Origin of the sequence: Saccharothrix sp. ALI-22-I (assembly GCF_001984175.1) — a bacterium.
Taxonomy (GTDB): domain Bacteria; phylum Actinomycetota; class Actinomycetes; order Mycobacteriales; family Pseudonocardiaceae; genus Actinosynnema.
The window spans coordinates 168,319-192,055 of the sequence record NZ_MTQP01000054.1 but is presented as its reverse complement, the minus strand read 5'-3'; the positions used below and the strand labels follow the sequence as shown (position 1 = coordinate 192,055).

Annotated in this window: 17 protein-coding genes; 10 read left to right on the top strand and 7 right to left on the bottom strand. The window is 69.6% G+C overall.

Annotated features, from left to right (window positions below):
• Both ALI22I_RS14275 and ALI22I_RS14270 read right to left on the bottom strand, forming a co-directional pair.
• A partial coding sequence (locus ALI22I_RS14275) for a glycoside hydrolase family 43 protein (RefSeq protein WP_179118229.1) occupies positions 1-989 on the bottom strand: 989 nt, incomplete at its 3' end.
• A 21-nt stretch (positions 990-1,010) separates the two neighbouring features.
• Positions 1,011-2,351, bottom strand: coding sequence for a glycoside hydrolase family 43 protein (locus tag ALI22I_RS14270; protein WP_077005964.1), 1,341 nt, complete (start codon positions 2,349-2,351; stop codon positions 1,011-1,013).
• A 288-nt stretch (positions 2,352-2,639) separates the two neighbouring features.
• Here ALI22I_RS14270 and ALI22I_RS14265 point away from each other — a divergent pair, with 288 nt between their 5' ends.
• The 5 genes from ALI22I_RS14265 to yicI are packed head-to-tail and all read left to right on the top strand — an operon-like array spanning position 2,640 to position 10,816.
• Positions 2,640-5,534, top strand: coding sequence for a glycoside hydrolase family 3 protein (locus tag ALI22I_RS14265; RefSeq protein ID WP_238598352.1), 2,895 nt, complete (start codon positions 2,640-2,642; stop codon positions 5,532-5,534).
• Entirely contained in the window at positions 5,534-6,811 is a 1,278-nt protein-coding gene (locus tag ALI22I_RS14260) for an ABC transporter substrate-binding protein (protein ID WP_077005962.1), read from the top strand. The genes ALI22I_RS14265 and ALI22I_RS14260 overlap by 1 nt, the downstream gene beginning before the upstream one ends.
• Positions 6,808-7,710 (top strand): carbohydrate ABC transporter permease, encoded by a 903-nt coding sequence (locus ALI22I_RS14255; RefSeq protein ID WP_077005961.1) that lies wholly within the window; start codon positions 6,808-6,810, stop codon positions 7,708-7,710. Before ALI22I_RS14260 ends, ALI22I_RS14255 begins: the two co-directional genes overlap by 4 nt.
• Entirely contained in the window at positions 7,710-8,522 is an 813-nt protein-coding gene (locus ALI22I_RS14250) for a carbohydrate ABC transporter permease (RefSeq protein WP_077005960.1), read from the top strand. Before ALI22I_RS14255 ends, ALI22I_RS14250 begins: the two co-directional genes overlap by 1 nt.
• Complete coding sequence (gene yicI / locus ALI22I_RS14245; RefSeq protein ID WP_077005959.1) at positions 8,519-10,816, top strand: alpha-xylosidase; 2,298 nt, start codon at positions 8,519-8,521, stop codon at positions 10,814-10,816. Before ALI22I_RS14250 ends, yicI begins: the two co-directional genes overlap by 4 nt.
• Before the next feature lie 216 nt (positions 10,817-11,032).
• Here the strand turns inward: yicI and ALI22I_RS14240 are convergent, their stop codons facing one another.
• Complete coding sequence (locus ALI22I_RS14240; protein ID WP_077005958.1) at positions 11,033-12,040, bottom strand: LacI family DNA-binding transcriptional regulator; 1,008 nt, start codon at positions 12,038-12,040, stop codon at positions 11,033-11,035.
• 110 nt (positions 12,041-12,150) lie between these two features.
• Between ALI22I_RS14240 and ALI22I_RS14235 the strand changes: the two genes are divergently transcribed.
• The 3 genes from ALI22I_RS14235 to ALI22I_RS14225 are packed head-to-tail and all read left to right on the top strand — an operon-like array spanning position 12,151 to position 15,012.
• On the top strand, positions 12,151-13,266 hold the full coding sequence (locus ALI22I_RS14235; protein WP_077005957.1) for a sensor histidine kinase: 1,116 nt from the start codon (positions 12,151-12,153) through the stop codon (positions 13,264-13,266).
• Positions 13,259-14,359, top strand: a complete 1,101-nt coding sequence (locus ALI22I_RS14230; protein WP_077005956.1) for a hypothetical protein — start codon at positions 13,259-13,261, stop codon at positions 14,357-14,359. Before ALI22I_RS14235 ends, ALI22I_RS14230 begins: the two co-directional genes overlap by 8 nt.
• Positions 14,344-15,012 (top strand): response regulator, encoded by a 669-nt coding sequence (locus tag ALI22I_RS14225; RefSeq protein ID WP_077005955.1) that lies wholly within the window; start codon positions 14,344-14,346, stop codon positions 15,010-15,012. Before ALI22I_RS14230 ends, ALI22I_RS14225 begins: the two co-directional genes overlap by 16 nt.
• A 42-nt stretch (positions 15,013-15,054) precedes the next feature.
• Here the strand turns inward: ALI22I_RS14225 and ALI22I_RS14220 are convergent, their stop codons facing one another.
• The 3 genes from ALI22I_RS14220 to ALI22I_RS14210 all read right to left on the bottom strand — a co-directional run bounded on the left by ALI22I_RS14220 (position 15,055) and on the right by ALI22I_RS14210 (position 18,412).
• Complete coding sequence (locus ALI22I_RS14220) at positions 15,055-17,307, bottom strand: hypothetical protein (protein WP_143532194.1); 2,253 nt, start codon at positions 17,305-17,307, stop codon at positions 15,055-15,057.
• Positions 17,304-17,990, bottom strand: coding sequence for an ABC transporter ATP-binding protein (locus ALI22I_RS14215; RefSeq protein ID WP_202970963.1), 687 nt, complete (start codon positions 17,988-17,990; stop codon positions 17,304-17,306). The genes ALI22I_RS14220 and ALI22I_RS14215 overlap by 4 nt, the downstream gene beginning before the upstream one ends.
• An 80-nt stretch (positions 17,991-18,070) precedes the next feature.
• Positions 18,071-18,412 (bottom strand): hypothetical protein, encoded by a 342-nt coding sequence (locus ALI22I_RS14210; protein ID WP_077005953.1) that lies wholly within the window; start codon positions 18,410-18,412, stop codon positions 18,071-18,073.
• 383 nt (positions 18,413-18,795) lie between these two features.
• Here ALI22I_RS14210 and ALI22I_RS14205 point away from each other — a divergent pair, with 383 nt between their 5' ends.
• Positions 18,796-21,942, top strand: coding sequence for an AfsR/SARP family transcriptional regulator (locus ALI22I_RS14205; protein ID WP_179118228.1), 3,147 nt, complete (start codon positions 18,796-18,798; stop codon positions 21,940-21,942).
• Entirely contained in the window at positions 21,939-22,619 is a 681-nt protein-coding gene (locus ALI22I_RS14200; protein ID WP_202970962.1) for a DsbA family oxidoreductase, read from the top strand. The genes ALI22I_RS14205 and ALI22I_RS14200 overlap by 4 nt, the downstream gene beginning before the upstream one ends.
• A gap of 9 nt (positions 22,620-22,628) precedes the next feature.
• Here the strand turns inward: ALI22I_RS14200 and ALI22I_RS14195 are convergent, their stop codons facing one another.
• Positions 22,629-23,714 (bottom strand): rhamnogalacturonan acetylesterase, encoded by a 1,086-nt coding sequence (locus ALI22I_RS14195; RefSeq protein WP_083751705.1) that lies wholly within the window; start codon positions 23,712-23,714, stop codon positions 22,629-22,631.
• Positions 23,715-23,737: the final 23 nt, after the last annotated feature.

Here is a 23,737-nt window from a genome sequence, read left to right as displayed (position 1 = left end):
ACGCGGGTGCGGCGGTTGGGGTCGTTGAGCGGGTCACCGGAGATGTCGCGGTAGTTGCGGTCGTGGTAGACCAGGATGTCGCTCTGGCCGTCCTCGGAGACGGTGAACGAGTTGTGGCCCGGACCGTACTGACCGGTCGAGGTGTTGCTCGCGAACACCGGGGTGGCGGTCTTGCTCCACGAAGACGCACTGAGCAGGTTCGCCGTCGAGGACGCGGTCAGCATGCCGAGGCAGTAGTTCGCGTCGGTGGCGCTGGCCGAGTAGGTCATGAACAGCCGGCCGTTGCGCTCGATCACCGACGGCCCTTCGTTGACCCGGTGGCCGACGGTCTCCCAGCTGTAGGTGGGCACCGAGATCCGGGCCACCGTGCCGGTGATCGTCCACGGCGTGGAGCCCATGCGGGCCAGGTACAGGTTGGTGCCCGTGCCGACCGCGGGGTCGTTCTGGGCCCACGACAGGTACCGCACACCGTTGGCGACGAACGTCGTGGCGTCCAACGAGAACGTGTCCAACGGGGTCGAGATCCGGCCGCGTTCGACCCACCCGCCGCTGAGCGGGTTGGCGTTGGAGGTCTCCAGCACGTACATCCGGATCTTCCAGATGTCGTCGGCGCGGCCGGCGGCGAAGTAGACGTACCACTTGCCGTTGATGAAGTGGATCTCCGGCGCCCAGATGTGCGCGCCCATCTCACCGGTGGTGTGCTTGCGCCAGATCACCGTTTCCGGCGCGCTGGCCAGGCCCTGGATGGTAGTGGCGCGGCGCAGGATGATCCGGTCGTACTCCGGCGCGGTCGCGGTGAAGTAGTAGAAGCCGTCGGTGTGCTTGAAGATGTGCGGATCGGCGCGCTGCTCGGCCAACGGGTTGGTGTACTGCACGGCGGGTGACGCCTGCGCCGCAGGCGTCACCACCAGTCCGGCCACCACGGTCATGGCCACCACCGCCACCACCGCCAACCTGCGCACGATCCACCGGGGAACTACGTTGTTCATCGGTTGCAACTCCATCGAAGGTCAGGCGAGCGGCGAGGTCACTGTGAACGAGGCGTCCCCGGCGAACACCGAGTCGGACGCGCGCAGGTCGAGCCGCATTTCGTAGCTGTAGTGGCGCAGGTAGCGGCCGGGGAAGTTGAACGACTCGAACGACGTCGTGCCGTTGCCCGCCAGACCGGCCCGCCCGCAGAACGTCGCGTCCGCGCGGAACACCGCCGACCCGTCGTTGTTGTTCAACAGCAGGCGCATGTTGTTGTGCCGCAGGTAGTAGCCGGGGAAGTTGACCGACTGGAACGAGTAGCAGTTGCTGTTCGCCAAGCCCGCGACGATGTTGAACGTCGCGTCACGCCGGTCGGTGAGCGCGCTCGACGAGCTGAGCGGGTCCACGTAGGCCACGTTGTTGCGGTGCCTCAGGTACCGGTCGGTGGCGTTGGCCGATCGCAGGGAACGGTTGCCGGTCGCCACGGCCGTGCTGTCGCCGACGTTCTCCCGCAGCACGGTGAAGTGCCGCGCGGTGCCGGACAGGCCGGGCAGTTCCACCTTGGCGCCGAACGTGCTCAGGTTCGAGCTGTCGGCGTAGTAGTAGCGCCTGGCGCCGTACTGGTCGAAGTAGATCCGCCACGAGCCGTTGGGCAGCTGCACCAGGGCCGGGCCTTCGAGGCCGGAACCCCAACCCGCCCAGTTGCCGGTGCCGACGAACGTCCACGGGCCGTTCAACGACGTCGCGGTGGCGTGCTCGATGTACTTCGTCGTCTCGTTCTTGAGGAAGTTGTGGTAGGTGCTGCCGACCTTGATGACGAAGCTGTCGATGTAGTTCGCCGGGATGCCCAACGCCGTCGGCGAGGTCCACGCGGACAGCGCGGTGTTGGTGGCGGTGATCCGGTACGGCCGGAACTGGCCCGCGGTGCCGGCCGTGGAGGCCGAGAAGATCACGTGCACGCTGCCGTCGGAGTCCTTGAACCACTCCGGTGCCCACGTGCTGCCGGTGGCGCCGTTGAGGCCGACCGTGACGTTGCGCAGGAACGTCCACGTCGTGTAGTCGGCGCTGCGCGCGAAGCCGATCGTGTCGCCGGTCCAGTTCGTGGTGTACACGATGTAGTAGTAGCCGTCGGTGTGCCGCATGACGCTGGGGTCGCGGATCAGGCCGGACGGCGGCGTGTAGGCGTTGGACCGGACGAGGTCGAAGTTCGTCCCGTTCGTCGAGTCGTACACGTACATGTTCGACTCACTGCTGTTCGTGAACGCGGTCATCAGGTAGTGCGGCACGGGTCCGGCCGCGAGGGCGGCCGGTACGGGCCCGGCGAGGCCGAACGCGGCGACGACCAGGCTGGTCACGACGGCGAGCAAGGTGCGGGTGCGCAAGGCGGCCCCCCGGGTCGGTAGGGGTTCTAGGGATTGTTAGCGTTAACATTCGGCGTTCTGCGAAACAGGGCGTTAACACGGCGGGGGCATATTCGTAGCCCGTTCGCCGCGGCCCTGTCAATATCCCCGTGTCAAGTTAATTAGCGTTAACAACGTTCACTCGGCCGGCCTGTTGCGCCCGCCGAGGGTCGGCCTCTACGGTGCCTAGTCGAAGCGCTTCGATGACGAGGGAGTTCCACGCTGCCCCGAAACGAAGGGGGAACGTCCGTGTCGAAAGTCCGACGATCGGTGCTGTTGGCACTGGTCGCATTCCTGGTACTGGCCCCGCTGCCCGCGCACGCCGACGAGTTCCCGTTCCGCGACCCGGACCTGCCGCGCGCCACCCGGATCGCCGACCTGCTCGGCAGGCTGACGGTCGACGAGAAGGTGTCGCTGCTGCACCAGTACCAACCCGCGATCCCGAGACTCGGTATCGGCGCGTTCAAGACCGGCACGGAGGCGCTGCACGGCGTCGCGTGGCTCGGCGAGTCGACGGTCTTCCCGCAGGCGCTCGGGCTGGCGAACACGTGGAACCCCGAACTCGTCGAACGGATCGGCGCCGTGACCGGCCGGGAGGCGCGCGGCTTCCACGCGCGCAACCCGGCGTTCAACGGCCTGAACCTGTGGGCGCCGGTGGTGAACCTGTTGCGCGATCCCCGGTGGGGCCGCAACGAGGAGGGCTACTCGGAGGACCCGTACCTGACCGGCCGGATCTCCACCGCGTTCGGCCAGGGCGTGCAGGGCGATCACCCCGACTACCTCCAGGCCGCGCCGACGTTGAAGCACTACGTGGCCTACAACGTGGAGAACCGCCGCACCACCGTCGACTCGATCGTCCCGCCGCGCATCCTCAAGGACTACGACGAGGCCGCGTTCAAGCCGGCCATCTCGGCGAACGCCGCGACCGGCGTGATGGCCTCGTACAACCTGGTCAACGGCCGCCCGACGCACGTGGGTCCCGAGCTGGACGACGTGGTGCGCTCGTGGACCGACGAGGACCTGCTGATCGTCGGTGACGCCGGGGGCGCGTCGAACCTCACCGGCTCGCAGCGGTACTACGCCACCAGGGCGGAGGGGAACGCGGCGGCCGTCCGGGCGGGGCTGGACAGCTTCACCGAGAACGACCAGAACTCGGCCCTGACCACGACGGCGATCAAGACCGCGATCAGCCAGGGGTTGCTGTCCGTGGCGGAGGTCGAGGAGGCCGCGCGGCACGTGCTGTCGATCCGGTTCCGGCTCGGCGAGTTCGACCCGCCCGGCCGCAACCCGTATGCGGCCATCACACCGGACGTCATCGATTCGCCGGAACACCGGCAGCTCGCCCGACAGGCCGCCGCCGAGCAGGTCGTGCTGCTGCGCAACGACAACAACACCCTGCCGCTGTCCACCGCGGACACGAAGAAGGTCGCGGTCGTCGGCCAGCTCGCCGACACGCTGTACGAGGACTGGTACTCCGGCACCATGCCCTACCGGATCACCCCGGTGAAAGGTCTGGCGGAACGCGCCGAGGTCACGTCCAGCGAAGGCGTGGACCGGATCAGGCTGAAGAACCTGGCCACCGGCAACTACGTCACGGCGTCCGCTTCGGAATCCGGCGCGGCGCTGACCGCCACCGAGGCGACGCCGACCGGCGCGAGCGGGCTGGACGTGTTCGACTGGGGCGAGGACACCATCACGCTCCGTGCGGCGTCCAACGGCAAGACCGTGTCCCTGGGTGACGGGCGCAGCCTGGTCAACAACGCGGTGCAGCCCAACGGCTGGTTCGTCCAGCAGCAGTTCAAGCTCGTGGCCCAGGCCGACGGCTCGTACGTGCTGGAGTACGCCGGCAACGAGATCACGCAGTCGTGGTTCGGCCCGAACAGGTACGTGGTCGTGGGCGCGGACGGTCGGCTCACCGTGGGCGCCGAGACGCCGGAGGCCGCGACGAAGTTCGGGCGCGAGGTCGTGCGCAGCGGTGTCGACAGCGCCGTGGCGGCGGCCAAGGGCGCCGACGCCGCGGTCGTGGTGGTCGGCAGTATGCCGTTCATCAACGGCCGTGAGGACGACGACCGCAACACCACCGTGCTCCCCGCAGGCCAGCGGGCCGTGATCGACGCGGTGCGCAAGGCCAACCCGCGCACGATCGTCGTGCTGGAGAGCAGCTACCCGTACTCGGGCGACTGGGACACCGCGGACCTGCCCGCGATCCTCTGGACCACGCATGCGGGCCAGGAGACCGGGCACGCGATCGCCGACGTGCTGTTCGGCGACCACAACCCCAGCGGCAAGCTGACCCAGACGTGGTACCGGTCCGACGCGGACCTGCCGGACATGCTCCAGTACGACATCTCCAAGTCAGGGCACACCTACCAGTACTTCCGCGGTAAGCCGCTGTACCCGTTCGGGTACGGGCTGAGCTACACGTCGTTCCGCTACTCGAAGTTGCGGCTGGACCGGACCGTCGTCGACGCCTCCGGCCAGGTGAAGGTCCGGGTGGACGTGACCAACACCGGCGATCGGGCCGGTGCCGAGGTGGTCCAGCTGTTCTCGCGGCAGAAGCAATCGCGGGTGCCGCAGCCGGTCAGGCAGCTGCGTGCCTTCGAACGCGTGGAGCTGCGGCCCGGCGAGACCAGGACGGTAGAACTCACCGTCCGCGCGGCCGATCTGTCGTTCTGGGACGTGACCCGCGAGAAGCGGGTGGTGGAGACCGCGCCGCACGACCTGGTCGTCGGCGGGCTGACCCGCGCGATCACCGTGCGCGGCGAGACGATCCCGCCGCGCGACCTGCGCAAACCCACACAGGCGCAGAACTTCGACGACTACTCCGGCGTGACGCTGGTGGACACCACCAAGGAACGCGGCACCGCCGTCGGCGCAACGGCAGCCGGCCAGTGGATCGCCTTCAAGGACGTGAACCTCGGCCGGTCCGCCCGATCACTGTCGGCGCGCGTGGCGAACGCGGACGCGCCGACGACCGTCGAGGTGCGCCTCGGCGGTCCTACCGGCCGACTGGTGGGCACGCTCGCCGTGCCGACCACGGCCGACAAGTACTCCTGGACGTCGGTCTCGACGCCGTTGCGCAACGCGACCGGCCGACAGGACGTGTACCTGGTCTTCACGGGGAAGGCCCGGATCGACAATCTCACCGTGGGGGGATCATCCTGATGTCCAAGCGACTCCTGGCGGCCGCGGTCGCGGCCGTGCTGGCCGTGGCCGGCTGCGGGGGTTCGGAGGAGGCCTCCGACCCCAACACCCTCAAGCTGTGGCACTTCGAAGGTCCGGACAGCGCCATGGGCGTGGCGTGGGCGGAGGCGATCAAGCAGTTCGAGGCCTCCCACCCCGGGGTGAAGGTGCAGTTCGAGGAGAAGGGCTTCGAGCAGATCCAGAAAACGGCGTCCATGGTACTCAACTCCAAAGACGCGCCGGACATCCTGGAGTACACGAAGGGCAATGCGACCGCCGGTCTGCTGTCCAAGCAAGGCCTGCTGACCGACATCAGCGACGAGGTGGCGAAGCGCGGCTGGGACAAGAAGCTCGGGCCGGGCATCGAGACCACGGCCAAGTACGACGAGCGCGGCGTGATGGGGTCGGGCAAGTGGTACGGCATCCCCAACTACGCCGAGTACGTGATGGTCTACTACAACAAGACCATGTTCGACCAGCAGGGCTTGGCCGAGCCCAAGACGCTGGACGAGCTGACGGCCGCGATGACGAAGTTCGTCGCCGCCGGGATCACCCCGCTGGCGTTGGGCGGCGCGGAGTACCCGGCTCAGCAGATCCTGTACCAGCTGGCGCTCACCAAGGCCGACCGCGACTGGGTGGACCGGTACCAGCGGTACACGGGCGACGTGAACTTCCACGACAACGCGTGGGTGTACGGCGCGGAGACGTTCGCCAAGTGGCTGCGCGAGGGCTACATCAGCAAGGACTCGGCCGGCGTGAAGGCCGAGGACATGGGTGTCGCGTTCATGCAGGGCAAGCACCCGATCATGATCAGCGGCAGCTGGTGGTACGGCCGGGTGCAGTCCCAGGTCAAGGACTTCCAGTGGGGTTCCGTGCCGTGGCCGGGCATGACGGCCGGGTCCAGCGGCAACATGTGGGTGGTGCCGAAGGGGTCGAAGAACAAGCAGCTCGCCTACGACTTCATCGAGATCACCATGACCCAGCCGATCCAGGACAAGCTGCGCGACGCGGGCGGCGTGGCGGTCGCCCCGAGCGACACCCCGGCGACCGATCCGGCCACGCTGCGCTTGAACGAGGACTTCAAGGAGCTGAGCGACGACGACCGGCTGGCGTTCTACCCGGACTGGCCCGTGCCCGGATTCTACGACGTGCAGGTGTCGGCCGTGCAGAAGCTGATCACCGGGCAGGCCGGGCCGCACGAGGTGTTGACCGAGTTGTCGGACTACTACAAGGAAAACCTGGCGAGCGTCGGCAAATGAGCGTGGTCCGGAGCCCGATCCGCGATCGCGGATCGTACCTGTGGTTCCTCGTCCCCGGCGGACTGCTGCTGCTCGCGGTGATCCTGGTGCCGTTCGGGATGAACGTCGGCATCAGCTTCACCGAGTGGTCGGGCGCGGGCGCGCCCGAGTGGATCGGGTTGGACAACTACGTCCGGTTGATGTCGGACGCCACGTTCTGGGCGTCGTTCCGGCACAACGTGGGCCTGGTGGTGGCGATGGCGGTCCTGCCGACCCTGGCGGGCCTCGTCATCGCCGCGGCCCTGTTCGACTTCGTCGGCAAGCACTTCGGGTCCAGGCACGCCGCTGTGCTGCGGGCGTGCATCTACCTGCCGCAGGTGCTGCCGATCGCGGTGGCCGGGATCGTGTGGAGCTGGATCCTGGCCCCGCAGGGCGGCGCGTTGAACGAGGTGCTGCGGGCGGTCGGGCTGGACTCGCTGGCGCAGAACTGGCTGGGCGATCCCGACTTGGCGCTGTGGACAGTGATGGGGGTGATGCTGTGGGTCCAGGTCGGCTACCCGGTGGTCATCTTCATGGCTGGGATGCAGCGGGTCGACCCGTCGCTGCACGAGGCCGCAGAGTTGGACGGCGCGTCCTGGTGGGGCCGGTTCTGGCACGTCACCGTGCCGCAGATCCGGCCGGAGATCTTCGTCGTGCTGCTGACCTGCACCATCGCGGCGCTCAAGGTGTTCGCGCCGATCTACGTGCTGACCAGGGGCGGGCCGGGCGGCTCGACGAACGTGCCGTCCTACTACTCGTTCCAGAACTTCTTCGAGAAGACGCAGGTCGGCTACGGCGCGGCGATCGCGACCGTGCTCACCGTGCTGATCCTGGTCCTCGCCACCGTGTTCCTGCGCGTGCAGAACCGGGGTGAGCGCTGATGCGGCGGCACGCGGTGCTGTGGTCGATGATCCTGCTGGCCGCGGCGATGCTGGTGCCGTTCGTCATCGTCGCGCTCAACGCGGTGAAGACGCCGGTGGAGTACTCCACCGGCGGTCCGCTCGACCTGCCGGACGGGGTGTCGCTGGACGGCATCATCGCGTTCTGGGAACGCGTCGACTTCGGCGAGAAGCTGTGGAACAGCGTGGTGATCAGCGGGTCGGTGGCCGTGCTCGCGGTGGTCGTGTCGGTGTTCAACGCCTACGCGCTGGGCATCGGTCGGGTGCGCGGCCGGCTGTGGATCCTGGTGGTGTTCCTGATCGCGAACACCCTGCCGCAGGAGGCGCTGGTCTACCCGCTGTACTTCCTGGCCAACGAGGTCGGGCTGTATGACACGAAGCTGGCCGTGATCATCATCTTCACGGTGATCCAGGCTGCCTTCGGCACCTACCTGCTCACTTCGACGCTTGGCGGCTTCCCGCGTGAACTGCTGGAGGCCGCCCGCATCGACGGTGCGAACAAGTGGCAGACACTGGTGCGGATCGTGGTGCCGATCAGCAGGCCCACTCTGGGTGTGCTGTTCGTGTTCTTCTTCATCTGGACCTGGAACGAGTTCTTCCTCCCGCTGGTGCTGCTGATCTCCAACGAGAACCAGACGGTGCCGGTGGCGCTGGGTGTGCTCCAGGGCCAGCGGATGATGGACGCCACCATGACCAGCGCCTCGGCGTTGCTCGGGGTCATCCCGGCCATCGTCTTCTTCCTCATCTTTCAACGCGCGTTGACGCGCGGCATCACGGCAGGAGCGGTGAAGTGAAGTTCAGCGACGGTTATTGGCTGCTTCGGGCCGGGGTCGAGGCCGCGTACCCGATCGAGGTGCACGATGTCACAACGGGTGCCGGGGAGGTCGTCGTGCACGCGTCGACCCGTCCGATCCGGCACCGCGGCGACACGCTCAAGGGACCCGTGGTCACCCTGGGCCTCACCTCGCCGATGGCCGACGTGATCGGTGTGAAGATCACGCACTTCTCCGGGGAGACGCCCAAGGAACCGGCGTTCGCCCTGACCACGGATGGCGCGCACGAGGCCAAGGTGGTGGACGACGTCGGCGGGGTGGTGATGACCGCGGGCGCGTTGTCGGTGCGGGTGCACCGGGGCGAACAGTGGCGGGTGGACTTCACCGCCGACGGTCGCACGTTGACCAGCAGCGGCACCAAGGGCATCGGGTTCATGACCCTGGACGGTGTGCACCACGTCCGCGAGCAGCTGGTCCTGGGTGTCGGTGACGCGGTCTACGGGTTGGGCGAGCGGTTCGGGCCGCTGGTCAAGAACGGCCAGACCGTGGATATCTGGAACGCCGATGGCGGCACCAGCAGCGAGCAGGCGTACAAGAACGTCCCGTTCTTCCTGACCAACGCCGGGTACGGGATCTTCGTCAACCACCCCGGGCACGTCTCGTTCGAGGTGGGCTCGGAGGCGGTGTCGAAGGTCCAGTTCAGCGTGGAGGGCCAGTCGCTGGAGTACTTCCTGATCTACGGCCCCACGCCGAGGGAGATCCTGCGCAAGTACACCGCGCTCACCGGGCGGCCCGCGTTGCCGCCCGCCTGGTCGTTCGGGCTGTGGCTGTCCACGTCGTTCACCACGGACTACGACGAGCAGACGGTGTCCGGGTTCATCGACGGGATGCTGGAACGGGACCTGCCGTTGAGCGTGTTCCACTTCGACTGCTTCTGGATGCGCGAACAGCACTGGTGCGACTTCGAGTGGGACCCGCGCACGTTCCCCGACCCGGCCGGCATGCTCGAACGACTGCGCGCCCGAGGGTTGCACATCTCGTTGTGGATCAACCCGTACATCGCGCAGCGGTCGCCGATGTTCGCCGAGGGCAAGGCGAACGGCTACCTGCTGCGCAGGCCGAACGGCGACGTGTGGCAGTGGGACCTGTGGCAGCCGGGCATGGCGCTGGTGGACTTCACCAACCCGGCCGCCCGCGCGTGGTACGCGTCCAAGCTGGACGCTCTGCTGGAGCAGGGCGTGGACTGCTTCAAGACCGACTTCGGCGAGCGCGTGCCGACCGACGTCGTCTACCACGACGGCTCCGACCCGGAGCGGATGCACAACTACTACACCCACCTGTACAACAAGACCGTGTTCGACCTGCTGCGCGAGCGGCGCGGCGAGGGCGAGGCGGTGGTGTTCGCGCGGTCCGCCACGGCGGGGGGACAGCAGTTCCCGGTGCACTGGGGCGGCGACTGCGAGGCCACCTACGAGTCGATGGCGGAGAGCCTGCGGGGCGGGCTGTCGCTGGGCCTGTCCGGTTTCGGCTACTGGAGCCACGACATCGGCGGCTTCGAGGGCACGCCGACGGCGGCGGTGTTCAAGCGGTGGATCGCGTTCGGGCTGCTGTCCTCGCACAGCAGGTTGCACGGCAGCGCGTCGTACCGGGTGCCGTGGCTGTTCGACGAGGAGTCCGTGGACGTGCTGCGGCGGTTCACCAAGCTGAAGCTCCGGCTGATGCCGTACCTGGACCAGGCGGCGCGGCAAGCGAGCACCGAGGGTGTCCCGATGATGCGGGCGATGGTGGTGGAGTTCCCGGACGACCCCGGTTGCGCTCACCTCGAACGCCAGTACATGCTCGGTGACGACCTGCTGGTGGCGCCGGTGTTCTCCGACGACGGCGACGTCTCGTACTACGTCCCCGAGGGCCGTTGGACGCACTTCCTCACCGGCGAGACCGTGCAGGGCCCGCGCTGGGTGCGGGACCGCTGCGACTTCCTCACCGCGCCGGTGCTGGTGCGGCCGAACACGATCCTGCCCGTGGGCGCGGTGGACGACCGGCCGGACTACGACTACGCCGAGGGCGTCACGCTGCACGCGTACGAACTGGCCGACGGCGACCACGTGACGGTGGTCGGCGACACGACGTTCCGCACCCACCGGCAGGGTGACGAGATCCGGGTGGAGGCCGAGGGCGCGCCGTCACAGTGGCGGCTGCTGCTCGTCGGCACTCGGGCGGTGGACGCCGTGGACGGTGGCGCGCTCGGCTCGCACCCTGATGGAGTGGTGGTCGACGCCTCGGGGGCAGCCGTGGCCCTGCGAGGAATCCGGTGAGGCTGTGGCTGTTGCGCGTCATGGCGTTGGTGACAGCCGGCCCTACATATTGACCGTGAAACCAACCTTCAGGCAACGGCAGTACCTCAACGGCGTCGGCCCCAGCGGGAGTTCGTGCTCCCGAACGGTGTGCTGCGCGACCACAACACGCTCACCTTCGCCGTGATCGCGACCGAGACGGCGCAGGGTGATCCGGGACCGGTGAGCCTGGTGACCCTAGGCACCCACCGGACCGGTGCTGCCGCGGGCGGTTAGCCGCGGCGGCAGCAGCCGGACCTCGGGCTCGGCCAGGCCGTCGAGTTGGCGCATCGTCAACTCGACGGCCAGCCGACCGAGTTCGGTGGCCGGGAGGTCGACCGAGGACAACGGCACGGCCTGCGCCTCGGCGACGTCGGGCGGGCAGACCGCCAGCACGGACATGTCCCGGGGCACCTGCCTGCCCCGCTTGGCCAGTTCGGACAGCAGCGGGCCGAGAATGGCCTCGTTGTGGACCACCAGACCGGTGACCGGGTGGGGTCGGGCGAGCAGGCCGTCCAGGAGTTCCCGCAGGCCGTCGTAGGTCGGGACGCACGCCAGCGTGACGGCCTCGACGCCACGGCTCGCGGCGGTCTGCTCGAACCCGCGCAGGAACCGGCCCGCGTAGCTCGTGCCGCGCTCGTAGACGGCGGGGGAGGGGCCGATGAGGGCGATGTCCCGGTGGCCGAGGTCGGCCAGGTGGCTGACGCAGTCCGACCCGGCCGCGGTGAAGTCGAGATCGACGCAGGTCAGGCCCTGCGAGTCGTCCGGCACGCCGATCAGCACCGCCGGCCGGGCCAGTGACCGCAGCACCGGCACGCGGGGTTCGGCCGCTTCGACGTCCATCACGATGATCGCGTCGGCGAGCGCGGAGGCGGCGACGCGGTGCAGGCCCTCCGCGCCTTCGTCGGCGGTCAGCAACAGCACGTCGTGGTCGTAGGAGCGGGCCTCGGCGACGGTGGCCGTGACGAACTGCATGACCACCGGGACGTTCAGGTCGGTGCGCATCGGCACGACGAGGGCGAGCACGTTCGTGCGGCTGCTCGCCAGGGCCCGCGCGCCCGCGTTCGGGCGGTAACCGAGCTTGCGGATGCTGTGGTGCACCCGTCGCCGGGTCGTCTCCGAGATCGAGCGCTTCCCGGACAGCACGTACGATACGGTGCTGGGCGAGACCCCGGCCGCCCGTGCGACGTCGGCGATGGTGACCATCTGTGGATCATAATACGCCCGGCCTGGTGCGGCCGCGTTGTCTGGTCCATAGTGGACTAGACTGGCGTGTTGCCGCACGTTCGACCGAATCGCGGACCGAGAGGTGACGGGTGACGGGCGAAGCCGTGCGGTTGTTGGGGAGGTTCGGCCGCCGCTACGCCGTCGCCGTGCGCCTCGCGATCCTACCGCCCATCGCGGCGATTGCCCTGCTCAGAACCTCGTCCGAGGGGTTCGCGGGCACGGCGCTGGTCGTTGCCGCCGCCGTGGTCTGGACGTGCGCGTTCGGGTGGTGGCTGCACCGGGGCGGTGCCGTCCCGGTCGCCGTCGATGTGGCGGTCCTGCTGGGTTTGTGCCTGAGCGTGTACTGGACCGACGCGGTGGCGGTGACCAACTTCGGGTGGCTCCGGCTCCTGGTGACCTTCGCGTGCATTACCTGGCAGTGGCACACCACGCCGGTGACCGGCGCTGTCGCCGCGCTGGTGGCCGGTGGGGGCATGATCGCCATCTTCACCGCGGCCGGTCTGCCCGTGAACGCGGTGCAGGCGTGGATGCTCGCGATGGCCGCCATGTCCAGGGCGGCATGGGTGCTCGTCACACGCGCGGCCGAGCGCGCCGACCGCATGGCTGCCGAGGCGATGAGGGTACGACGGGAGTCGGCGGTGGCGGCGGCCGTGCGGTCGGAGGAGCGTGAGCTCGCGAACTCGCTGCACGACACCGCGGCCACCACGCTGCTGATGGTCGGTACCGGGCAGGTGCCGCCGGGTGCGGGTTGGCTGGCTCCGCAGGCGCGGCGTGACCTGGCCCGGCTGCGTTCTTCCGCGGGCGAGGAGACACCTTCGCAGGCCGATCTCGTCACTCTGCTGCGTGCCGACCTCGACGCCGGTCATCTGACCGTCGTGATCGAGGGTTCGTCGCGGCTGCCGTTGCCGTTCGACGTGGCCAGTGCGATCGCCGGCGCGGTTCAGGAGGCGCTCAACAACGTTCGCCGCCACGCCGGAACGGACCGCGCGACAGTCCGGCTGCACGGCGATACGAGCGCGCTGCGAGTCGAGATCGTCGACGAGGGAAAGGGATTCGCCGTCGATGGCGCGACCGGCGTTTCCCGCCGCGGGTTGCGGGAGTCCGTGCACGGCCGGATGGAGCGGATCGGCGGCACGGCCACGATCACCTCCGCCGAAGGGACGGGCACGGTAGTGCGGTTGGAATGGCGGGCCGACGGTGAGTGACGACGACGAGACCCGGGCGCAGCTACAGCGCGGGCTGCGGATCGCCACGCTGCTCATGGCCGTGCTGACCGTGGACGTGCTGGGCCTGATCAACCTGTTGCGGCACCTGGACTCCCACGACGTGCCGGCGGCCCAGGTCGGCGCGTTCGTGGCGCTGACCGCGGTGCTGGCCACCGAAGCGGTGCTGGTCGTGCGGCGGCGACCGTGGGGGCTCCTGCGCCGGCCGGCCATCGCCGTTGTGCTCGCCGCGTCCGCGCTGTCATACCTGACCCTGCCGGACGGCAGGACGTCGACCACCGTGGACTGGTTGTTCGGGGCGGCCGGCTGGGTCGGCGTGGCGGTCCTGCTCGATCGTCCGTTCAGGACGTCGATGGCATTCCTGGTGACGCACGAACTGCTCGCGCTGGCGAACCTGCTGCTGTTCCACGAGGTGAGCCGGGGCACGCTGGCTCGGTTCGCCACCGGTTCGGTGACCGTGTTCGGCCTCCCGCTGTGCGTGGCCGTGGTGGCGGCCGTGCTGGGCCGGATCGCCGCGGAGGCGTCCAGGGCCACCCGGGAGCTCGAACGGGTGAGCACCGCGGAGGCCGTCGCGGTCGCCGCGCACCGCCGCCGCACGCAGCGGTTCACCGAACTCGCCGGCACGACTGTGCCGCTGCTGGCCGGACTCGCCGACGGTTCGCTCGCGCCGTCGGACCCTGCGGTGCAGCGAAGTTGTGCGATCGAGGCGGCCCGGATGCGCCGGCTGTTCGCGGAGACGGACACCGTCGAGAACCCGCTGCTGCACGAGCTGCGCCACTGCGTGGACGTCGCCGACCGCAAGGGGCTGGAGGTCGAGCTGGACGCGCGTGGCCAGTGGCCCGTGCCACCGGTGGCCGTCCGGCGCGACCTCACCGACGCCGCACTCACCGCACTCGCGACGGCCGGTTCGTGGGCGCGGGTCACCGTGGTCGGCAGCACCGACCTGGTGTCGGTCAGCGTGGTCGCGGACTGCGACGAGCTGACCGTGCCGACGCCGGCGACACCGGACGTGCGGGTCGAGACCTTCGGCAGCGACGGGACGGTCTGGATGGAGGCCCAATGGCAGCCGAGCTGATCACGGCGGTGATCGTGGACGATCATGCGGCGATCGCGGCGGGCGTGCGGTACTGGTGCGAGCAAGCCGACCCGCCCATCGGCCTCATCGACGCCGGTGACCGGCTCGCCGAGGTGTGGACCGGTCCGGGCGCCGAGGCCGACGTGGTGATCTTCGACCTGGAACTGGTGCCCCGCAAACCGGACTTCGGCGAGCTCCGCCGCCTGGTCGACAGCGGACGACGCGTGGTCGTGTACTCCCAGCACGCCGACAACGCCACCGCGATCAAGTGCATCGACCTCGGCGCGCTCGCGTACCTGACCAAGCGCGAAGGGCCGGAGCACCTCGTGCCCGCCATCAGGGCCGCGGCCGAGGGCCGGGCGTACACCGCGCCGTCGCTGTCCGGCGCGCTCCTCGCCGACGACACCCCGGACCGGCCGCGCCTGTCCCCACGGGAGACCGAGGTCTTGCGAGCATGGTTCGCCTCCTCTTCCAAGGAACTCGTCGCCGCGAAACTCCACATCACCGTCAAGACCGTCGACACCCACGTCGCCCGGGTGCGGGTGAAGTACGCCAACGTCGGGCGGGCCGCCCGCACCAAGAGCGAACTGGTCACCCGAGCGATCGACGACGGTGTCATCACGCTGGCCGAACTCAACGAGGCCTCGCTGTAAGGCCTCACCGGACATCACGGACACCGCCGACACCGCAGCCGCTCAGTCGTCGCCCCGCCCGGGCCGCCAACGATCAGCTGAGCTGACGGCCGCCGCTGCCGACCACAGCCACATGACGATTCCGGCGACGAGCGCCGCCGTGCAGCAGATCGCGATGAAAGCCGGCGTGATGAGGTTCAGGTCGGTCGTGGCCATGGGGCGCACCATGAAATACCCGACCGAGAGGCCGCCCGCGACCGCTGCTGTCAACGGCAGCAGTGAGACGAGCGCTGAAGCGCGCCAGTAGATCCGGCGGTTTCCGGTGAGGACGCTCACGGGCGCGATCGCCCTGCCGAAACGGAGGAATTCCCCGGCGAGCCCCAGCCCGGTGGCGAGGATGAGGACGGCGAGTCCGAATCCGCCGATCAAGGCGATCCAACCCGACTGCTCCAACGGCGGCACGGCCCCGATGTACCAGGATTCTCCCGGCACACTGGTCGCCACACCGTACGGGAAGGCGACCCCGGCGTTGTTCAGGACGCCCGCCGCGATGTCGTCACCGTTGGTGGTGAAGGCCAGCAAGGAGACAGACCCTTCCACCAGGGTTGACGACGGGGTTCCCGAGGCCACGGTCAGCACTGGTTCCCTCCCACTGCCGGTCGAGCGCAACCACGCGGCGAGCGCACTGTGCGCGGGGTCGTCCTGCTCTGCCTGCGGCTCCGTGGAGCACGGCAACGTCAGCGATGCCAGAGCCGAGCAGGTGCCGGTCACGCGGATGTGCGTGATGGGAAATCCGGGGTCGCCGCTTTCGGTGGTCGATTGGGTGAAGGCGACCACCTCGATGCCGTTGGGGACGGCCGCTACGAATTCGTCCACTTCAGCAGGGGTGGCCTGACCGCGGGGATGCACTTCCACCAACGAGTAGCCGTGCTCTTCCATGAACGCGTTGGCGTCCCCGGCATTGCCGGCGAAGTTGCTCTGCATGGTGAGGGCGAACAACAAGAAGAGGATGCAGGCGCACACCCCGAACACCTGCCGGGCAACCGCCTCGGGGCGGTGCGCCATCCGGCGTCCGGATGTGAGCAGTGCCGGCCGTCCGCGGAGGTGTCCCGACCGGGCCAACGCGCGCCCCAACGCCCCGACGCCGACGCCGATCGCGGTGGGCATGGTCAAGACGGTGCCGAGCAGACCCGCGTAGCCGGTGAGCACGTGCATGGGCTGCTGAGGGGAGAACAGAGACGGCCCCCAGACGGTGAGGAGGACGAAGCACGGGAACAGGCGGACCCGCATCGTGCGCGTGCGTCCGGCGAGTTCCCGCAGCGGTCGGTTGCCGCTGAGGCCGAATTCGCTGATCGCGCTCTGCAGGACTGCTGCGCACAGCACGAACGCGGCGGCTGCTACCGAGCAGAGCCCGAACGCCCACCACTGGCTGCGAATGTCCGCCGTGGGGACGATGTAGTCCACGATCGGCAAGCGCCGGTCGGCGATGGCGAACCAACCGATCACGGCGAGTGCCCCGAGTGCTCCCAGTAAGACCGGTCCCCACGCCTCACCGACGGCGATCCACAGGCGGTGTGGGACACGACCGCCCAGGGCCGTGATCAGAGCGTCGCGTCGGTCCCGGGAGTGTGAAGCGACTCTGGAAGCCACCAGGGCCAGCAGCAGGGAAGGGACCACGCCCAATACGACGAGCAGTGCCACCAAGGTGCCGTCGAAGAAGTCCTGGTCCGCCAGCAGCCAATGGACGTTCTGGCCGGGCACCGCGGGACCGGGGGCGCCGAAACCGGAGACCGCGACGATGCCGTTGTTCTCGGTGGGGACGAGGTCTTGTGCCGGTCGGACGTAGGCGAGCAGCTCCGTCGCATCGGCCAGGCCGGCTTCGCCGATCGTGCCGACGATGTCGCCGTAGCGTCCGGATATCCCCTGTCCGGTTCCTTCCCGAAGCAGTTCGGGTGAGACCACGGCGGTGCCCCGCTCCGGCCATTGGCCGAGTCCGGGAGGAAGGGGAGCCTCGTCACCGACTGGCGAGACGAAGACGACGATGTACTGCCGGCCTTCTTGGAGGTGGTCGATCGCCAACTTGACCAGCGCCGTCGATTCCGGAGGAGTCGACGGTCCGGCCGGTACCAGGTGGCCGTCGGACATACGACCCGCTCTGGACGTCTCGACCGCGAGTGCCGCGATCACCGCGGCCACTGCCAAGGCCAGCGAAAGGCTCGCCAGAGCGAGAGCGAAGAATCGGATGCCGCCGGACTCGGACCTGGTTCCGGCCGCGCGGCCTATCCCCAGCAGCCGGGAGCGCAGTTGTCGACTCACCGCCTACCCCCGGAACCAGCCCATGGCACCAGGTCGCGGCCGCTGACGGTGAGCACGTGGTCGGCGCGTCGGGCCACCGCCCCGTCGTGAGTGACGACCAGCAGGCCGCAGCCGTAGCGCTCCGGTAGTTCGAACAGCATGTCGGCGACCAGATCGCGGTTCTTCTCGTCAAGCGATCCCGTCGGCTCGTCGGCCAACAGCAACCGCGGACGATTGATCAGCGCCCGCGCTACCGCGGTGCGCTGGCGCTCGCCGCCGGAGAGCGTGCTGACCGAGGTGGACTGTGGAACGCCGAGTTCGCCGAGCAGCCGGGTCACCTCCGTGTCGAGCTCGGGTCCGGACCGGTCGGCGAGCAGCGCGGCGAGAGCCACGTTCTCCGCGGGGCTGAGTTCCGGGAGCAGTTCGGCGAACTGGAAGACCATTCCGACCGATTCGGCCCGCAGCTTGGCGAGGTCTCTCCTGCCGAGTGCGGTGATGTCCCGACCGTCGACTTCGATGGTTCCGGACTGAGGCTTGATCAGGCCGAGCGCCAGGGACAACAGGCTGCTCTTGCCCGTTCCGCTCGGCCCCACGACAGCGATGGATTCGCCGGGTCGCAGCGTCAGGCTCAAGTCCTCGAAGAGCTGCCGGTCGCCGACGCGGTAGCCGATCCCGTCGACCCGGAGCGCGTGGTGCGTGTTCACGTCGATCCCCTGCCTCACACCCGGGGCGGTCCCGCCTCTGCGGTGGATCACAGAGGCGGGGCCGCGGTCGCCGCGGTTGGTTACCACTCGTTCCAGCCGCCGCAGTTGTCCTTGGCTGCCGTGACGTCGCGGCACGCCTGGACGCTCGTGATGGCGTTGCCGATGTCACCCGACACGGTCGTGGTGCAGCCGGAGTTGTTGTTCTTCCGCTGGACGCCTGTGTGGTTCTTCTCGATGAAGTTGCCGTAGGCGCCCTCGGAGTCGCACAGGGTGTCCTTGACGGTCCAGGCGCCGGTGCTGTTGCCGGTCGCCGTCGAGCCGGTGGTGTCGGAGCCGTACGCGAACGCCGGGGATGCGCCCCCCAGTGCGGTGAAGCCGGCAACCGCCGCAATGGCGACGCGCAGCCGCAAAGTGTGCTTCATGAATCACCTTTCCTCTTGAGGGCTCCGTGTGCTGGAGGCCTGGGCGGGGCAGGAGGTGGGGTGTTCGAAGCGCTCTCCTGCCCTCGCCGCTCAAGAGTCCGGCTCGCGCTTTCGGCGCGCTGTCATCACGATGAAAGCGGTATCCGGAGAGTGCCCCCACCTGGTGGGTCGAGGTGGTCGAGCCTCCTCGGTCCGTGGGCCGCGGCTCCTGCGATGTCCGGTGAACACCTGACAAGCCCGGCCGGGCCGCGATGTCACGATGCGGTCCAGTCGGCTCGACCGGGATCGTGGCGGCGCTTTCTCCCGACTTCCTGCGGGGGAGCGCCGGCTCGCGAGACTGGGGTGGTTGGTCGAAGGCGTCGGGGGGACGTATGGAGTTTCGGGTGTTGGGGCCGGTGGAGGTCCGGTGCGGCGGCCGGGTCGAGGTGCTGTCCGGGCGGCTGCAGCGAACGCTGTTCGGTGTGCTGTTGGCGCGGGTCAACCAGCCGGTGCCGGTGGACGTGCTGACGGACACGCTGTGGGGTGACCGGCCGGACCCGCGTGTCGGCCAGAAGCTGCAGGTTCACGTGCATCGGCTGCGCAGTGTGCTCGACGAGCCGGATCGGCTGTCGTTCGGCGCCACGGGTTATCTGCTGCGGGTGCGGTCGGACGAGGTCGACGCGGAACAGTTCGACGTGCTCGTCAAGGTGGGTACCGAGGCCGCGAAGCGGGAGCCGCAGCGTGCGATCGAGTCGCTGCGCGCCGCGCTCGCGTTGTGGCGCGGCACCCCGTTCGCGGACGCGGAGACGCCGGTGCTCACCGACTGGGGACGGCGGCTCGCCGAACGCCGACTGGTCGCGGCCGAGTCGCTCTACGAGGCCGAGCTGGCGTGCGGCCTGCACGAGGCGGTCATCGGTGAGCTCGCCGACCTGGTGCGGGAGCACCCGTTGCGGGAACGGCTGCACGGGCTGCTGATGACCGCGCTGTACCGCGCCGGACGCCGATCGGAGGCGTTGGAGGTCTATCGGGCGGCACGGCACGCGCTCGTCTCCGAGCTGGGGGTGGAACCGGGAGCGGAGCTGCGTGAGCTGCAACGTCGCATCCTCGCCGGCGACCTCCCCGAGCGGACCCCGGACCGCCGGGCACTTCGGGAGGTTCCCGCCCAGCTCCCGGTGGACGTGCGGGGGTTCGTCGGCCGGGAGACCGAACTCGCGGAACTGGACGGGTTGCTGTCCGCCGAGGCGCCGGTGGTGATCTCGGCGGTGGCCGGCACCGCGGGCGTGGGCAAGACGGCACTCGCCGTGCGGTGGGCGCACCGGGTCCGCGACCGGTTCCCGGACGGGCAGCTCTACGTGGACCTCCGCGGCTACGGTCCCGACGAACCGGTGTCGCCCGCCGACGCGGTGGCCGGCTTCCTGCGCGCGCTCGGCCTGGACGGCGCGGCGATTCCCGAGGACCTCGAAGAACGCGCGGCACGCTTCCGCACCCTCGTGGACCGGCGGAGGATGCTGATCCTGCTGGACAACGCCCGCACCGTCGAGCAGGTGCGCCCGCTGCTGCCGGCCGGCTCGTCCTGTCGCACGCTGGTGACCAGCCGGGACTCGTTGGCGGGGCTCGTCGCACGCTATGGCGCGCACCGGATCAGCCTGGACCGGCTGTCCTCGGCCGACGCGGTCGACCTGTTGCGCGAACTGCTCGGTGCGCGCGCCGACGTCGAACCGGCGGCCGTCGACGCGCTGGTCGAGCGGTGCGCGCGGTTGCCGTTGGCGCTGCGGATCGCGGCCGAGATAGTCCGATCGCGGCCGGGACGTGCCATCGGCGAGTTGGCGGACGAACTCGCCGACCAGCAGGACGCGCTGGACCTGCTGGCCGCGGACGACGACCCGCACACCGCGGTCCGGGCGGTGTTCTCCTGGTCGTACCGGCGGCTCGACCCCGCCGTGGCCAGGCTCTTCCGGCTGCTCGGCCTGCACCACGGGCACGACGTGGACGTCCACGCGATGGCGGCCATGGCCGGGACCGGGCTGCGGGAGACCCGCCGGGCGCTCGACGTGCTGGTGCGCGCCCACCTCGTCGACGGCACCTCAGGCGGGCGGTACCAGCCGCACGACCTGCTGCGCGCCTACGCCGCCGAGCTGGCCGGCACCACCGACGACACAGCCGCGCCGCTGGCCCGGCTGTGCGACTACTACCTCGCCACCGCGTCCGCCGCGATGGACGTCATCGCCCCGCACGAGGCCGATCGCCGACCGAAGGTCGCCGCGCCGGACGCCGAGTCACCGGTGTTCGACAGCTACGACTCGGCGTTCGGCTGGTTGGACGGCGAGCACGTCAACCTCCTCGCCACCACTCAGCACGGCGGTCCCGAGTACGTCGTCAAGATGTCGGACACGGTGTGGCGCTACCTCGTCATCGGCGGGTACCACGACGACGCCGTCGCGCTGCACACTCACGCACTGCACGCCGCCCAGGCTCTCGGCGATGTCGCCGCGGAGGCCAACGCGCGAAGGGTGCTCGGCGCCGCGGCGCTCCGGGTGGGTTTCGTCGCGCAGGCCATCGACCACCTGGAGCGGGCGCTGGCCCTGTACCGGCAGGTCGGCGACCGGTCGCTGCAGGCCGCCACGTTGAACAACATCGGCGTGGTGAACTGGCGGCGAGGGGACCTGGCCGCAGCGGCGGACTGCTTCCGCCACGCGCTGGCCCTGTACCAGGAGTTCGGCGACCAACGCATGCGTGCGCCGGCCACCAACAACCTCGCCCGGGTCCTGTACATCCTGGGCCGGTACGCCGAAGCGTTCGAACTGTTCGAGCAGGCCCTGGTCATCGCGCGGGACAACGAGAACCGCACCAGCGAGGCGAACGCGTTGTGCGGTTTGGCGGAGGTCAGCGCCGAGCACCTGCGGCAGGAACAGGCACTGGACTACGCACGTCTTGCCCTGACCATCGCGCGGCAGACCGGTCACCGCACGCTTGAGGGCACCGCCATCCGCATGCTCGGTGTCGCGTACCGCCAGTCCGGGGAGCACGAGTCGGCAGTCCGCCATCTCGACACGGCGTTGCAAATCGCGCGCGCCGTCGGCGACACCGAGCAGCTCGTGGCGGCGCTGAACGCACTGGCCGCCGCGCACGCGTCCGCGGGAAACCGGGCCGAAGCGCTCCACCTCTATCACGAGGCGCTGACCACTGAGAACGGGCGCGGGAACGTCGATGAGCGCGCGCACGCGCACGCGGGCATCGGCGACGTCCACGCCGCACTCGGCGAACGCGAACCGGCCGGTGAGCACTGGCAGCGGGCTCTGGTGCTCTACCGCCGGCTCGGCATGCCACAGGTCGACGCCGTGGCGGCCAGGCTCGACCGGCTGGAACGCCGGGCACCGAGGTGTTCACCGGCACCGGACAACTCGACACGGACTCCGGCAGGGTCGACATCCGCTGACCCGTCGGAAAAGAGGGATGCCTGCGAGGTCGACTTCCAGGCGACCGAGCCCCGCCGTCTGCGGAGCAGCGGCCATCAAATACAGTCGCCGGCGCGGTCCAGGCGGACCGGATGAAGTGGAGGTTCACCGTGCGGGTGGAGATCTGGTCCGACATCCTCTGCCCCTGGTGCGGCCTGGGCAACCACCGCCTCGACCGGGCCGTGGAGCAGTTCGAGCACGGCGACGACGTCGAGGTGGTCCACCGCTCGTTCCCGCTGGACCCCACGCTGCCCAGCGGGCCCGCGATGACCGCGCGGCAGATGTTGAAGACCAAGCACGGCATGGACGACGCCCAGGTCGACGCGGCGACGGGTCGGGTGCGGCAGTTGGCCGAGATCGACGGGCTGACGCCGTACATCGTGGCGGACAACACGGTCGGGAACACCGCGTTGGCGCACGAGTTCCTGGCCTACGCCACCGAGCAGGGCAAGCACACGGAGGCGTGGCACCGGATGTTCCGCGCGTACTTCGGCGCGGCCCACCCGATCTTCGAGATCGACGGGCTGCTCGACCTGGCCGCCGAACTGGGCTTGGACCGCGACGAGACCCGGCAGGCGCTCGAAGACCGCCGGTTCCGGGAGCAGGTCGAGGACGAGACGCGCCAGGCTCAGCGCCTCGGCGCCCGCGGGGTGCCGTTCATCGTGGTCGACGGCCAGTACGCCGTCTCGGGCGCCCAGGAGACCGAAACCCTGCTGGACGTGCTGCGGCAGGTGTGGGCCAAGACGCACCCACCCCTGCCGTCCAACGCCTGACCGGCCTGGTCAGCGCAGGTAGCCGAGCACCGGCAGGTTCCGTTCGCGCATGCCCTGGAGCACCAGCGCGGACATCTCGAACGCGCCGGCCATCGAGAAGTGCGTGTTGTCGGTGACGCCGTCGTTCGCCGCGGTCAGGAAGAGGCGTTGCGACGCGGTCGGGCCGAGGTTCTCGACCAGGGCCTTGCTCTTGGCCGTGAGGTCGATCAACGGCACGCGGCGGCTCGTCGCCAGGCTCCGCATCCGCGCGGGCAGGTCCACGCCGACGCTGTTGACGTGCAGGGCGGTGGGTGTCAGCAGGCCGTTGCCGTCGAACAGCCTGCGGACCGGCGGGGTGACCAGGACCGGTGTGCCGCCGCGTGCCCGCACACCGTCCACCAGGGTGGTGAGGTTGGCGGTGAACGTCTCGGCGGTGGTGGTCTTGTCGTTGTGCCCGAACTGGATCAGCACCACGTCACCGCGCTTGATCAGCGGGCGCATGGTCGGGAACAGGGCGCTGTGGGACAGGAAGCTGCCCGCGCTCTCACCGGAGTCGCCGTAGTTCGCGACCGACAGCCCTTCCCGGAAGTACCGGGGCAGCGCCTGACCCCAGCCCGAGTACGGGGCGACGGGCTGGTCGCACACCGTGGAGTCACCCGCCAGGTACAGCACGGCCGGTGCGGCGGCCCGTGCGATGCCGATCCCGTTGAGCCGAGGTGCGGAGCCGGTGAACACCAGGTCGAGGCCGGGCGTGCCGGTGCCGCCCTGGCCGGTGGGCTGACCCTCCGGCTCGCGGACGTTCACGGTGAAACTGCGCCGCGTGAGCTGACCGGCGGCCGTGGTGACCGGGGCCAGCAGCACGCGCCGGGCCTCACCCTGCACCTCGGTGACACCGGCCGTGGTGGCGTCACCGAGCACCACGGTGACCTCGTAGTGGCCGGGCGCGAGGTCGTAGTGGCAGGTGATGGGCGCGGTGCCCGTGCACTTGGCACGCAACGCCGGATCGGGTACCGCCGCCGCGCCCGCCCCTGCCCAAGCTGTGCCGATCCACGCTGGGGAAGCCATCACCCCTGCCGCCACGGCGATCGCGGCGCAGGTTCGCACTAGCCGACGCATGGTGTCTCCTGTCAGGCGCTGAC

Bases quoted from the DNA above. Each gene is read 5' to 3' on its own strand.
- ALI22I_RS14260 (WP_077005962.1), top strand. From the start codon at position 5,534: ATGTCCAAGCGACTCCTGGCGGCCGCGGTCGCGGCCGTGCTGGCCGTG.
- ALI22I_RS14255 (WP_077005961.1), top strand. From the start codon at position 6,808: ATGAGCGTGGTCCGGAGCCCGATCCGCGATCGCGGATCGTACCTGTGG.
- ALI22I_RS14250 (WP_077005960.1), top strand. From the start codon at position 7,710: ATGCGGCGGCACGCGGTGCTGTGGTCGATGATCCTGCTGGCCGCGGCG.
- ALI22I_RS14240 (WP_077005958.1), bottom strand. From the start codon at position 12,040: ATGGTCACCATCGCCGACGTCGCACGGGCGGCCGGGGTCTCGCCCAGC.
- ALI22I_RS14225 (WP_077005955.1), top strand. From the start codon at position 14,344: ATGGCAGCCGAGCTGATCACGGCGGTGATCGTGGACGATCATGCGGCG.
- ALI22I_RS14210 (WP_077005953.1), bottom strand. From the start codon at position 18,412: ATGAAGCACACTTTGCGGCTGCGCGTCGCCATTGCGGCGGTTGCCGGC.
- ALI22I_RS14200 (WP_202970962.1), top strand. From the start codon at position 21,939: ATGAAGTGGAGGTTCACCGTGCGGGTGGAGATCTGGTCCGACATCCTC.
- ALI22I_RS14195 (WP_083751705.1), bottom strand. From the start codon at position 23,714: ATGCGTCGGCTAGTGCGAACCTGCGCCGCGATCGCCGTGGCGGCAGGG.